Genomic DNA, 13,383 nt, shown 5'->3' with positions numbered 1-13,383 from the left:
GGTTAGAAAATAGTTTTCAAACTGATTTGCACAATGGAGTTATTTAATTTGATGGCTTGATCGTTGGTGGTTCCGTTGGCGTAGACAAAGTTGAGCAATCCGTTTTTATTGAGCAGTCCAAATCCAAACCCGATTCCCAGTAAATTCCCATTGACCTTGGTGGTTTGGTCTTGAAAATAGCCGTAATCGAGCACACTGTGTAAGTACAAGGTATTGCTCAAGGTGTAGCGGTATTCACTGAGAAGAGCTGTCATAAAATTGGCTTGAAGCGTATTTTCATTAAATCCTCGTACCGAATTAATTCCACCAAAGCGAAAAAGTTCATTGGTTAAATACGAGGAACTTTGCAAAACAAACGTTTGGTTTCGCAGGGCAATACTGTTGCGTTTGTTCAAATAGATTTGATGGTGGAGGTTTAATTGCCCTTGAAATTGACTGTTTTTTTGTTCCAAAGCGGTTCGGGATCCCCACCCAAGTTTAAGCGAAAGGAGGGTTTTGTCGGGAAACAAAAGCGCATCTTCTTCGGTATTGCGAACGGTCCATAGCCATTGCGCTGTTAGAAATCGATTTTTAAAATCACGAAGTAATGCGGTATTGGCATTATTGATATCGCTCGATTCCATGGCTTGATAGCCGAGGTACACTCGAGACGCATAATTGAGGCAGTAGCCTATGTCGATATTGGTTTGTGTATTTTGAAAAGTACTGTCTTGCCGAAAGATATTGAGTTGTGCCTTGAGGGCTAGGGGGGATTTAAAAATATAAGGTTGGTCAAACAAGACATTAAACGTTCGTTGTTCTTCGCCATTGCTTTTCCAATAGAGATTCATTCGTTCGCCGTTGTTTAAAACATTGGTCAAACTTACATCGAGGTAGCCGTTGAATACCAATTGTTGGCCGTCGGAATTGGCAAATCCAAGGAAACCATCGAAGGTGTTGGCCCTAACTTTTTCTAGGTATACAAAAACCTTTGTTGAGTCGGTGGTGAATAAAATCTCGGGGTATTTCGTGGCGCGCACAAAACGAAACTGTCCTATAGTTTTGTGAAGTTTTTCAAGATTTTCTTGGTTAAATGTTTGATTGCGAAACAAACGCTCGAGTTCTTTTTTGTGACTGGTGGGAAACTTTTCATAGCCGTTCACCACAATCGCATTAACCTTCCTTGGCTGTCCCGACTGCACAGTTAGGGTAGCTTTTAAGGTGTCTTGCACGATGTGAATTTGGGTGAGTTGTGCGGTGGCCAAAGGGTAGCCGTTGCGTTCCCATTTTTTTACCCAAAGGCCCACCCACTGGTCCCATTCTGAAAAGGGTAGCGTTACAGGTGTTTTGGGGCGAAGGGATTCGGGCAATGAGGTCATTCCGGAGCTCGCTTGCAGTTGAATCCATGGAATAAAACGACCCGCTTTCAAGGGCGCTTTAACAAGAGTGTCATTGACGGCGGTGGGCGATTCGTAATGCGCTTCGATGTATCCCGTTTTTTGCAATTGAAGCAGTACGCGCGCCAATTCGTCTTGGAGTTTTTGGGGCGAATCGTGTTGTTTTTGATAGTTCCATTGCTCGAGTAGGGTTTGGACTTTTTTTTCGGCTGTGGTAATCTCCAAATACTGTTTTTGTCCCTGGCAGAGGAAAAAGCTACAACCCAAACAAAGTAACATTAGTATGCGCATCACGAGGATTTGTGGTAAAAATAACGTAAAAAACGATGTTTCGGTATAGCAAAAGGCTGGAATTCTTGGGAAATTGTTGAGGAGTGAATTTTTTACGGAATTTTCATGGATTGTCTGTACATACTTTTCTATATTTGTACATCTAAAACCCTTTAATTATGAAACAGTTATACGCCTTTTTTGTGCTTCTTATAGTTCAGTTAACCAGTGCACAAATCGTAAACATTCCTGATCCTGCGTTTAAGGCTTATTTATTATCAGCCAATTCTACTAATTTAATTGCAAGCAATCAACCTTGGGATTATAATGTCGGTTTTTTTATTCCTATTGGAATGTCTGTTCCAATCGATACAAACAATGATGGGGAGATTCAGGTAACAGAAGCGCAAGCTATAACTTACTTGGATGTGGATTACTACAATACATCAATCCAAGATTTGACGGGTTTGGAGGCTTTCATTAATCTTGAAGGCTTGAATTTAAAGGGTTCAAGTGCTTCTACATTCACACTTCCAGCAGCATTACAAAACTTAGAGGGGCTCCGTTTCGGTTATAGTGCTATGAATTTGACTATTGCATTAAATCTTCCTTTGTTGCCCAATTTAAAGGCTTTTGATAGTTCAATTACATCTGTAACGGGTTTGAATCTGTCCCTAATGCCTAATTTAGAATATTTACATGCTATTAATGCTAATTTGACCTCTTTTAATAAGCTAGACGTACCACTGCTTAAGTATTTGGATATTACTCAAAACAATATACCAAATTTAGATATTTCGAATATGACTCATTTAGAGACAGTTAAGGTAGGGTCTTCAAATGTTCAACAAATTAATCTTACGGGTAGTACTAATTTAAAGTTTTTAAATTGTAGTTCGAATCAGCTTACTGATTTAAATGTAAGCGGACTGGTAAATTTAGAGACTTTATTGTTTGCATATAATCAAGTGTCAAATATTAACTTATCCGGTTTATCTAACCTAACAACTTTAGGTTGTTCTAGTAATTTGATATCTATCTTAGATCTTTCAAGTCAGGACTCGATGGTTACTTTAAATTGTGAACAAAATCTCTTAACCACTCTTGACTTACTTCACATGACTAATCTTGAAAATTTAGATTGCTCTTCAAATTTATTAACGACGTTAAATGTTTCTAGTCTTACGTTATTAAAAACACTAAAATGTAGTTATAATCAAATTGGAACTTTAGATCTTTCAGGACTTTCAGATCTTTTTCTATTAGAGTGTAATGATAATTTAATTCAGGACATCAATTTTTTTGGAGTAACAAATTTAATTTTTTTGAGGTGTTCAGAAAATCAATTAACCTCTCTAACTATCTCAGATTTTCCTAATTTAGATTATCTAGATTGTAAAAACAATCTGTTGTCAAATCTTATACTGAATAACTTGTATGATATGTCTTTATTTGATTGTAGTAACAATCTACTTAGTAGTTTAGATTTAACAACCGTTCCCAATTTTTCATTTATTTCATTTGCATGTGGGGGCAACCAAATACAGACCTTATCGTTTAAAAATGGTGTAAATTCAAGCTTAAGTTCAGTTTATTTGTCTCCTAATCCTATGGTGTATATTTGTGTCGACGAAGATGAGGTGCCGTGGATGCAGAATATAATCGAACAACAACAATCTGGACTTTCCCCAACCTGCCACACTAATAGTTTTTGTACGTTTACACCAGGCGGTGCTGTATCTACTTTTCGTGGAGTATTTCGCCATGATAGCAATGCCAGTGGCTGTGATCCCGCCGATTTTGTTGTGCCCAGCCCTCGAATTAGCATCAGCAATGGGACGAATACGGCAAGTTATATAGGAAATGCCAATGGACAATATAGCTATTCTGTTCAAGACGGTACGTTTTCAATTACCCCTCAGTTGGAGAATCCCACCTATTTTACGGTTACACCACCAAACTATTTGGTAACTTTTCCCGCGACGCCGTCCCCATTTACACAAGATTTTTGTTTAACTAGTGTGGGAGTTGCCCATGATTTGGAGGTGGTGATTGTTCCAACAGATTTTGCAGTGCCTGGGTTTGAGTCCTCTTACAGCCTCCTAGTTAAAAATAAAGGGAATCAAAATGAAAACGTCACGCTTTCATTCACGTTCAATGATGCGGTAATGAATTTTACCCAAGCATCCATAGCACCTACATCTTCCACAGTTGGTTTATTGACTTGGAATTTAGGCGTGATTGCTCCATTTGAAACGAGAATGTTAAACGTAACGTTTGTGTTAAACACGCCAACTGCTGTTCCTTCGCTCAATGCAAATGATGTTTTGAATTTTCAAGCAAATGCGGCGGGATTATCGACAGATGTAACGCCATTGGACAATTCGTTTGATCTAGCACAAACGGTTTTTAACTCGTATGATCCTAACGATAAAACGTGTTTGCAAGGAACTGTTATAGATCCAGCAGAAATTGGTTCGTATGTGTATTACCGAATTCGTTTTGAAAATACGGGAACGTTTCCTGCGCGGAATGTTGTAATTAAGGATGTGATTAATCCTGCTATGTTTGATATTTCAACCTTACGATGGGTGCATTCAAGTCATTCAGGCTATGCCCAAATTCAAGGAAATGAAGTCAGGTTTATTTTTGAAAATATTCAATTACCCTTTGAAGATGACAGCAACGATGGGTATGTAGTGTTTAAGATTAAAACATTACCAACGCTAACTTTAAACAGTACTATTAGTAATACGGCGTCTATTTATTTTGATTTTAATTATCCTATTATTACAAATACAGAAACAAGTATTTTTACGACGCTAGATGTTGCTAATTTTCAATCGGATGCAATAGACATGTTCCCGGTACCAGCCGAGAATACGCTACAAATTGTAGCTCCAGAGCTCATAAAGTCTGTGTCCATTACCGACAGCCAGGGCCGTTTATTATGGACGCAATTGGGTGATCAAGCTACCTTGCAATTGGATATGCAAGCGTTACCGCCTGGCGTATATCTGATTCAAACCACTACAATTGGGGGGAAATACCTCAAGAAAGTTTTGAAAAAGTAAAATGATATTTCCAATTAAAACCGTCTTTTTTGTGTAAAGAAAGGCGGTTTTTTTTGTTTCTATAAAAACACAGAATTTTGTATTTGTTTGATAAAAAATAATTTATACATTTGCAACCCCGTAAAATGCGGGTAAAAGTAAACATAAGTAAATTTATTATTTAAATTATGCCAACAATTCAACAATTAGTAAGAACTGGAAGAGCCAAAATCGCTAAGAAGAGTAAATCGGCTGCTTTGGATTCTTGTCCTCAACGAAGAGGGGTTTGTACGCGTGTTTACACCACTACGCCAAAAAAACCAAACTCAGCCATGCGTAAAGTTGCGCGTGTACGTTTGACCAATGGTAATGAGGTGAATGCTTACATCCCAGGTGAAGGACACAATCTACAAGAGCACTCGATAGTATTAGTGAGAGGTGGAAGGGTGAAAGATTTGCCAGGGGTACGATACCACATCGTGCGTGGTGCTTTGGATACGGCCGGAGTTAACGGACGTCTTCAAAGAAGATCAAAGTACGGAGCAAAACGCCCAAAAGACAAAAAGTAATTAAAAACTTTTAATCAGAAGAAATGAGAAAAAGACAGGCCAAAAAAAGACCGCTTTTACCGGATCCAAAATTTAACGATCAATTGGTCACCCGTTTTGTGAATAACTTAATGTGGGATGGTAAAAAATCAATTGCTTTTAATGTGTTTTATTCTGCGTTGGAAATCGTAGAAACTAAAAAGCAAGATGCAGAAAAATCTGCTTTAGAAATTTGGAAAGATGCATTGACTAACGTGATGCCTCACGTAGAAGTTCGTTCACGTCGTGTGGGTGGAGCTACGTTCCAAATCCCGATGCAAATTCGTCCCGATCGCAAGATTTCAATGGCGATGAAATGGTTAATCCTTTATGCACGCAAAAGAAACGAGAAATCCATGGCGGGTAAACTAGCCTCTGAAATTTTAGCTGCTGCAAAAGAAGAAGGAGCAGCGGTGAAAAAGAGAATGGATACCCACAAAATGGCAGAAGCTAACAAAGCATTCTCTCACTTTAGATTTTAATTTTTAAGCGATGGCAAGAGATTTAAGATTTACCCGAAATATCGGAATTGCAGCGCACATTGACGCTGGAAAAACGACTACGACTGAGCGTATTTTGTTCTACACTGGAAAGTCTCACAAGATTGGTGAGGTTCACGATGGAGCAGCTACCATGGACTGGATGGCACAAGAGCAAGAGCGCGGTATTACCATTACTTCGGCGGCGACCACTTGTACGTGGAATTTCCCAACCGAACAAGGTAAAAATTTACCCGAAACAAAAGGATATCACTTTAACATTATCGATACTCCCGGACACGTTGACTTTACAGTGGAAGTAAATCGTTCATTGCGTGTATTGGATGGATTGGTTTTCTTATTCTCTGCGGTTGATGGGGTAGAGCCTCAATCCGAAACCAACTGGAGATTGGCCGACCAATACCGTGTTCCTCGTATGGGATTCGTTAACAAAATGGACCGTCAAGGATCAAATTTCTTGGCTGTTTGTCAGCAAGTACGCGACATGTTAAAATCCAATGCAGTAGCCATTACATTGCCAATCGGGGATGAAATGGACTTCAAAGGAGTAGTAGATTTGGTAAAAAACCAAGCTATTATCTGGCATGAGGAAACACAAGGCGCTACTTTTGATATCGTTGATATTCCAGCTGAAATGGTTGATGAGGTAAAACAATACCGTTCTACCTTGATTGAAGCCGTAGCAGAATACGATGAAAACCTTTTGGATAAGTACATGGAGGATGAAAACTCTATTACGGAAGACGAAATTAACAATGCCTTACGTGCGGCTACTATTGACATGGCCATCATTCCTATGATGTGTGGATCTTCTTTCAAAAACAAAGGAGTTCAATTTATGTTGGATGCTGTTTGTAAATATTTGCCTTCACCTGTAGATAAAGATGGTATTCAAGGTATTCACCCTGATGATGCTGATCTTCCTGAAGAAGAGCAAACCAAAATTACACGTCGCCCTGATGTAACTGAACCATTCGCGGCATTGGCGTTCAAAATTGCTACCGATCCTTATGTAGGTCGTTTGGCTTTCTTTAGAGCGTATTCAGGTCGTTTGGATGCAGGTTCTTACATTTTGAACACACGTTCAGGCAACAAAGAACGTATTTCTCGTATCTACCAAATGCACGCTAACAAGCAAAACCCTATCGAGTTTATCGAAGCAGGTGATATCGGAGCAGCAGTTGGTTTTAAAGATATCAAAACGGGAGACACCATGTGTGATGAGAAACACCCGATCATTCTTGAATCGATGAAGTTCCCTGATCCGGTAATCGGTATCGCGATTGAGCCTAAAACTAAGGCTGACGTAGATAAAATGGGTATGGCTTTGGCGAAATTGGCTGAAGAGGATCCAACGTTTACGGTACGTACGGACGAAGCTTCTGGTCAGACCATCATCTCAGGTATGGGTGAGTTACACTTAGACATCTTGATTGACCGTATGAAGCGTGAGTTCAAGGTTGAAGTAAACCAAGGAGAGCCTCAAGTAGAGTACAAAGAAGCATTCACTAAATCAGCGCAACACCGTGAAGTTTATAAGAAACAATCCGGTGGACGTGGTAAATTCGGGGACATTGTTTTCCGTTTGGAGCCAGCCGAAGAAGGATTTGTGGGTCTTCAGTTTGTCAATGAAGTAAAAGGAGGTAACGTTCCAAAAGAATACGTTCCTGCTGTAGAAAAAGGATTCAAAGAAGCGATGAAGCAAGGGCCTTTGGCAGGCTACACTGTGGATAGCTTGAAAGTAACCTTGTTGGATGGTTCGTACCACCCTGTGGACTCGGATGCGTTATCGTTTGAAATGGCGGCTAAATTAGGATACAAAGAAGTTGCAAAAGCTGCAGGTGCTGTAATCCTTGAGCCTATCATGAAAATCGAAGTGATTACGCCTGAAGAAAATATGGGGGATATCGTAGGTGACCTTAACCGCAGACGAGGACAAGTGAACGACATGGGTGACCGTGCGGGATCTAAAGTCATCAAAGCGAATGTGCCACTTTCTGAAATGTTTGGTTACGTAACTACGTTGCGTACATTGTCATCGGGTAGAGCAACTTCAACAATGGAGTTCTCACACTACGAACAAACGCCTTCTAACATCTCTGATGAGGTAATCAAAAAAGCAAAAGGTAACGCTTAATTCTTGAAAAGATGAGTCAAAAAATTAGAATAAAATTGAAATCTTACGATCATATGTTGGTGGATAAATCCGCTGAAAAAATCGTAAAAACAGTGAAAAGCACAGGTGCTGTAGTAACGGGTCCTATTCCACTTCCTACACACAAGAAAATCTTCACCGTATTGCGTTCTCCTCACGTAAACAAAAAAGCACGTGAGCAGTTCGAAGTGAGCTCTTACAAACGTTTGTTAGACATTTATAGTTCTTCTTCTAAGACTATTGATGCTTTGATGAAGTTAGAGCTTCCTAGTGGTGTTGAAGTTGAGATCAAAGTGTGATAATTCACTTTTTATACCTTCTAAATGACCGGTTTTTGCCGGTCATTTTTTTTTGTTTTTGGGAAGTAAGAAAAGAGAGGTGAAACTCTTTTTTTTATTGCAAAATTTTTTTTGTTCCATTTTGTTGATAACTATTTTTAAGCGTTTGCCTTCCTGTTGTACCGCTTTAAAATCAATGCTGAAACTTTGTTTCCTTTTGTTTTCGGGGGCTTACAACATATTTTCATCAATTTTATTTCAGTATTATTTGTCGTTAAAAATCGGTTGATTACTTCCTGAAAAATAATTACTTAGATTATTTTGATTGATGGATTCTAATCTATATATTTGCACGCTCAAAAAAATGGCTACTTGCCATTGCTAAACAATGTTTAATTAATTAATAATTTTTATGTCTGGGTTAATTGGAAGAAAAATCGGCATGACCAGCATCTTTGACGAGAACGGGAAAAATATCCCTTGTACCGTAATTGAAGCAGGTCCATGTGTCGTTACCCAAGTCAGAACCAAAGAGGTTGACGGGTATGAAGCGTTGCAACTTGGTTTCGATGACAAAACAGAAAAACACGCCACCAAAGCGGCCGTAGGTCACTTTAAAAAAGCGGGAACATCTGCTAAGAAAAAAGTCGTTGAATTCCAAGGTTTTGAAACGGAGTACAAATTAGGTGACAACATCACTGTAGACGTTTTCAGCGAAGGCGAATTTGTCGATGTACAAGGTGTGTCAAAAGGAAAAGGTTTCCAAGGGGTTGTTAAGCGTCACGGATTTGGTGGGGTTGGACAATCTACACATGGTCAGCACAACCGTTTGCGTGCACCGGGATCTGTGGGTGCTTCATCGTATCCTTCTCGTGTATTCAAAGGAATGCGTATGGCCGGAAGAATGGGAGGTCAAAATGTTAAAGTACAAAATCTTAGAGTTTTAAAAGTCGTAGCTGACAAAAACCTATTGGTGGTTAAAGGTGCGGTTCCTGGACATAAAAACTCGTATGTAATCATTCAGAAGTAATGGAAGTAAAAGTTTTAGATAGTAACGGAAAAGATACAGGCAGAAAAGTAGAGCTTTCTGACGCTGTATTTGGCATCGAGCCAAACAACCATGCGGTATATCTTGATGTTAAGCAATATCTTGCTAACCAAAGACAAGGAACACACAAAGCGAAAGAACGCAATGAAGTGGCGGGTAGTACACGCAAGATTAAAAAACAAAAAGGAACAGGTACGGCGCGTGCAGGTAGTGTTAAGTCTCCTGTGTTCGTAGGTGGGGGTACAATTTTCGGACCTCGTCCCCGTAGCTACTCTTTCAAATTGAACAAAGGCTTGAAGCGATTAGCGCGTAAATCAGCTTTGTCAATGAAAGCAAAAGAGTCTAATTTGATTGTTGTGGAAGATTTCGCTTTTGAAACTCCAAGCACCAAAAAATTCCTTAGTGTATTGAATGCTTTAGGGTTAGAGAACAAAAAATCATTGTTCGTGTTGGGTGATACAAATAATAATGTATATTTGTCGTCACGCAATTTACAAGCCTCTAAGGTTGTAACTTCTTCAGAATTAAGCACTTACAGTATTTTACATGCTAATAATTTAGTGCTTACAGAGAGTTCTGTAGCGGGAATTGTAGAAAATTTAAGTAAATAACAGAGCCATGAGTATCATCATTAAACCTATCATTACCGAAAAAGTGACCAAAGACGGGGAGCTTTTTAATCGTTTTGGTTTCGTTGTAGATAAGAAAGCCAACAAAGTACAGATCAAGAAAGCTGTAGAGGCTGCTTATGGCGTTACCGTTGTTGAAGTAAACACGATGAATGTTCGTCCTGATCGTACTACTAAATATACCAAAAGTGGTTTGATTCAAGGAAAAACAAACTCGTACAAGAAAGCCATCGTACAAGTACAGGAAGGTGAAACAATTGATTTTTATTCTAATAACTAAGTAAACAATGTCAGTTAGAAAATTAAAACCTATTACCCCTGGCCAGCGTTTTAGAGTTGTCAATGGTTTTGACGCCATTACAACTGATAAGCCGGAGCGTTCATTGATCGCACCGAAAAAAAGCTCAGGAGGTAGAAATAGTCAAGGAAAAATGACCATGCGTTATACAGGCGGTGGTCACAAGCAACGTTATCGTATTATCGATTTCAAAAGAACTAAGTTTGGTATCCCTGCAACCGTTAAGTCGATTGAGTATGATCCAAACCGAACTGCCTTTATCGCATTATTAGCGTATGCGGATGGAGAAAAAACCTACATCATTGCTCAAAATGGTTTACAAGTAGGTCAGACCATAGTATCAGGTGAAAATGCTGCACCTGAAATCGGAAACACTTTACCATTAAGTAAAATTCCTCTTGGTACCGTAATTTCTTGTATTGAATTACGTCCAGGGCAGGGAGCTATTATTGCGCGTTCTGCGGGTACTTTTGCCCAATTAATGGCGCGTGATGGTAAGTATGCTACAATCAAAATGCCTTCAGGTGAAACACGTTTGATTTTGTTGACTTGTATGGCTACGATTGGAGCTGTTTCTAACTCTGACCACCAGTTAATTGTATCTGGTAAAGCAGGTAGAAGCAGATGGTTAGGTAGAAGACCAAGAACAAGACCAGTAGCGATGAACCCAGTTGATCACCCCATGGGAGGTGGTGAAGGACGTTCTTCTGGAGGTCACCCACGTTCTAGAAAAGGTCTACCGGCTAAAGGATATAGAACACGTTCTTTGGCTAATCCAAGTAACAAGTATATTGTTGAACGCAGAAAGAAATAATTAGATAGACATGGCACGTTCATTAAAGAAAGGACCTTACGTTCACTATAAATTAGAAAAGAAAGTTTTAGAAAACGCTGAAAATGGCAATAAAAATGTGGTTAAGACTTGGTCAAGAGCCTCAATGATTACGCCTGACTTCGTTGGACAAACTATCGCAGTTCACAATGGTCGCCAATTCGTTCCCGTGTATGTTACCGAGAACATGGTAGGTCATAAATTAGGAGAATTTTCACCAACAAGATCCTTTAGAGGTCATGCTGGAGCTAAAAATAAAGGTAAAAAATAAGAAGAAATGGGAGTTCGTAAAAGAAATACAGCAGACGCAAGAAAAGAGGCGAATAAGTCTTTGGCTTTTGCTAAGTTAAATAACTGCCCTACTTCACCTAGAAAAATGCGCTTAGTAGCAGACTTGGTAAGAGGTCAGAAAGTGGAAAGAGCACTTAGTATTCTAAGATTCAGCTCAAAAGAAGCTTCACGCAAATTGGAAAAACTATTGTTATCGGCAATCAACAACTGGGAGCAGAAAAATAGCGAAGGCAATGTAGCAGAAGCAGGCTTATTTGTAAAAGAGATCAAAGTTGACGGTGGTGTAATGTTGAAAAGATTACGTCCCGCTCCACAAGGTCGCGCACACAGAATCAGAAAACGTTCCAACCACGTAACCATCGTGTTAGGACAAGTAGATAACACACAAAGTAATTAATAAACAGTATGGGACAAAAGACAAATCCAATTGGAAATCGCCTTGGTATCATCAGAGGATGGGATTCAAACTGGTATGGTGGAAATGATTACGGCGACAAAATCGCTGAAGATTATAAAATCAGAAAGTATATCCATGCGCGTTTATCAAAAGCTAGTGTATCTAAAGTAATTATCGAGCGCACTCTTAAACTTGTAACCGTTACTATCACTACGGCTCGTCCTGGTATCATCATTGGTAAAGGCGGTCAAGAGGTAGACAAGTTGAAAGAGGAGTTAAAGAAAATTACTGACAAAGAGGTTCAAATCAACATCTTTGAAATTAAAAGACCCGAGTTGGATGCCTTTCTAGTAGCTTCTAGTATCGCACGTCAAATCGAAAGTCGTATTTCATACCGAAGAGCTATTAAAATGGCTATCGCGGCTGCTATGCGTATGAATGCGGAAGGAATCAAAGTAATGATTTCTGGTCGTTTGAACGGAGCTGAAATGGCACGTTCTGAAAATTTCAAAGAAGGTCGTATTCCTCTATCCACTTTCAGAGCCGATATTGATTACGCTTTGGCTGAAGCACATACTACTTACGGTAGAATGGGTATCAAAGTATGGATCATGAAAGGTGAAGTTTACGGAAAACGCGATTTATCGCCATTAGTAGGCATGGATAAAAAACAAGCTGCTGGTGGTAAAGGGGATGCACCCCGTAATGGGAAATCCGGTAAATCGGGAGGGGCCCGTAAAAGAAAGTAATTTTTTAAATTAAAGAAAAATGTTACAGCCTAAAAGAACAAAATACCGCAAGGTACAGAAAGGTAAAATGAAAGGCGTGTCACAACGTGGACATGTACTTTCCAACGGAATGTTTGGAATTAAATCGTTGGATTCAGCGTTTTTAACATCCCGTCAAATCGAGGCTGCCCGTATCGCTGCTACCCGTTACATGAAGCGTGAAGGACAGTTATGGATTAAGATCTTCCCGGATAAACCAATTACAAAGAAACCCCTTGAAGTACGTATGGGTAAAGGTAAAGGTGCCGTTGAATATTGGGCTGCCGTTGTTAAACCAGGCAGAATCATGTTTGAAGTAGGTGGAGTGCCGCTATCAGTAGCCAAAGAAGCTTTGCGTTTGGCCGCTCAGAAACTTCCCGTAAAAACTAAGTTTGTCGTTGCTAGAGATTTCGAAGCATAATCAGAACACATTATGAAACAATCAGAAATTATCAATCTGTCTACAGCTGAGTTGCAAGCAAAGCTTAGTGAAATGAAAAAGTCTTACGCTGATTTACAAATGGCTCACGCCGTTTCTCCAATCCAAAATCCGCTTCAAATTCGCAGTATGCGTAGAACGGTAGCTCGATTGGCGACTGAATTAAGCAAAAGAGAGTTACAATAATTGTAATATCCGCTGAATGATGGAAAAAAGAAATTTAAGAAAAGAAAGAATTGGTGTGGTTACTAGCAACAAAATGGCAAAATCGATTGTTGTTGCTGAAACTAAAAAAGTAAAGCACCCATTATATGGTAAGTTCGTGTTAAAGACTAAGAAATATGTTGCACACGACGAAAAAAATGACTGTAACATTGGCGATACCGTACGTATCATGGAGACACGTCCGTTGAGTAAAACCAAATGTTGGAGATTAGTTGAAATCATTGAAAGAGCGAAGTAA

At 39.4% G+C, this 13,383-nt stretch carries 16 protein-coding genes; 15 read left to right on the top strand and 1 reads right to left on the bottom strand.

Going from position 1 to position 13,383, the window contains the following annotated elements:
- Positions 1-2: 2 nt before the first annotated feature.
- Entirely contained in the window at positions 3-1,667 is a 1,665-nt protein-coding gene (locus BUC17_RS02635; RefSeq protein ID WP_073361332.1) for a BamA/TamA family outer membrane protein, read from the bottom strand.
- A 158-nt stretch (positions 1,668-1,825) separates the two neighbouring features.
- On the opposite strand from BUC17_RS02635, the gene BUC17_RS02630 reads away from it, so the two are divergent.
- The 15 genes from BUC17_RS02630 to rpsQ all read left to right on the top strand — a co-directional run bounded on the left by BUC17_RS02630 (position 1,826) and on the right by rpsQ (position 13,383).
- A complete protein-coding gene (locus BUC17_RS02630; RefSeq protein ID WP_083544714.1) occupies positions 1,826-4,720 on the top strand; it encodes a DUF7619 domain-containing protein in 2,895 nt (964 codons plus the stop codon).
- Between the two features lie 167 nt (positions 4,721-4,887).
- The gene (rpsL, locus tag BUC17_RS02625; protein WP_073361330.1) at positions 4,888-5,268 is read left to right on the top strand and encodes a 30S ribosomal protein S12; all 381 of its coding nucleotides are present in this window, start codon (positions 4,888-4,890) and stop codon (positions 5,266-5,268) included.
- 23 nt (positions 5,269-5,291) lie between these two features.
- Positions 5,292-5,768 carry a 30S ribosomal protein S7 gene (gene rpsG, locus BUC17_RS02620; RefSeq protein WP_073361328.1) on the top strand — a complete coding sequence of 159 codons (477 nt, stop codon included), beginning with the start codon at positions 5,292-5,294 and terminating at the stop codon, positions 5,766-5,768.
- Between the two features lie 10 nt (positions 5,769-5,778).
- Entirely contained in the window at positions 5,779-7,923 is a 2,145-nt protein-coding gene (fusA, locus tag BUC17_RS02615; protein WP_073361326.1) for an elongation factor G, read from the top strand.
- 11 nt (positions 7,924-7,934) lie between these two features.
- Positions 7,935-8,240, top strand: coding sequence for a 30S ribosomal protein S10 (gene rpsJ / locus BUC17_RS02610; RefSeq protein ID WP_026710316.1), 306 nt, complete (start codon positions 7,935-7,937; stop codon positions 8,238-8,240).
- A gap of 391 nt (positions 8,241-8,631) precedes the next feature.
- Complete coding sequence (gene rplC, locus BUC17_RS02605; protein WP_073361324.1) at positions 8,632-9,249, top strand: 50S ribosomal protein L3; 618 nt, start codon at positions 8,632-8,634, stop codon at positions 9,247-9,249.
- The gene (gene rplD / locus BUC17_RS02600; protein ID WP_073361322.1) at positions 9,249-9,878 is read left to right on the top strand and encodes a 50S ribosomal protein L4; all 630 of its coding nucleotides are present in this window, start codon (positions 9,249-9,251) and stop codon (positions 9,876-9,878) included. Before rplC ends, rplD begins: the two co-directional genes overlap by 1 nt.
- A 7-nt stretch (positions 9,879-9,885) precedes the next feature.
- Positions 9,886-10,176 carry a 50S ribosomal protein L23 gene (gene rplW / locus BUC17_RS02595; RefSeq protein ID WP_073361320.1) on the top strand — a complete coding sequence of 97 codons (291 nt, stop codon included), beginning with the start codon at positions 9,886-9,888 and terminating at the stop codon, positions 10,174-10,176.
- 7 nt (positions 10,177-10,183) lie between these two features.
- Positions 10,184-11,008: a 50S ribosomal protein L2 gene (gene rplB / locus BUC17_RS02590; protein WP_073361317.1), complete on the top strand. Its 825-nt coding sequence runs from the start codon at positions 10,184-10,186 to the stop codon at positions 11,006-11,008.
- 10 nt (positions 11,009-11,018) lie between these two features.
- Positions 11,019-11,297 (top strand): 30S ribosomal protein S19, encoded by a 279-nt coding sequence (rpsS, locus tag BUC17_RS02585; RefSeq protein ID WP_073361315.1) that lies wholly within the window; start codon positions 11,019-11,021, stop codon positions 11,295-11,297.
- Between the two features lie 6 nt (positions 11,298-11,303).
- The gene (rplV, locus tag BUC17_RS02580) at positions 11,304-11,714 is read left to right on the top strand and encodes a 50S ribosomal protein L22 (protein ID WP_073361313.1); all 411 of its coding nucleotides are present in this window, start codon (positions 11,304-11,306) and stop codon (positions 11,712-11,714) included.
- 8 nt (positions 11,715-11,722) lie between these two features.
- A complete protein-coding gene (gene rpsC / locus BUC17_RS02575) occupies positions 11,723-12,463 on the top strand; it encodes a 30S ribosomal protein S3 (protein ID WP_073361311.1) in 741 nt (246 codons plus the stop codon).
- Positions 12,464-12,482: 19 nt separating this feature from the next.
- Positions 12,483-12,902 (top strand): 50S ribosomal protein L16, encoded by a 420-nt coding sequence (gene rplP / locus BUC17_RS02570; RefSeq protein ID WP_073361309.1) that lies wholly within the window; start codon positions 12,483-12,485, stop codon positions 12,900-12,902.
- Positions 12,903-12,914: 12 nt separating this feature from the next.
- On the top strand, positions 12,915-13,106 hold the full coding sequence (gene rpmC / locus BUC17_RS02565) for a 50S ribosomal protein L29 (RefSeq protein WP_073361307.1): 192 nt from the start codon (positions 12,915-12,917) through the stop codon (positions 13,104-13,106).
- Between the two features lie 19 nt (positions 13,107-13,125).
- Positions 13,126-13,383, top strand: coding sequence for a 30S ribosomal protein S17 (rpsQ, locus tag BUC17_RS02560; RefSeq protein WP_073361652.1), 258 nt, complete (start codon positions 13,126-13,128; stop codon positions 13,381-13,383).

The organism is Flavobacterium fontis, assembly GCF_900129405.1.
Taxonomy (GTDB): domain Bacteria; phylum Bacteroidota; class Bacteroidia; order Flavobacteriales; family Flavobacteriaceae; genus Flavobacterium; species Flavobacterium fontis.
The sequence above is the reverse complement of the archived record's forward strand: the minus strand, read 5'-3'. Positions and strand labels throughout refer to the sequence as shown.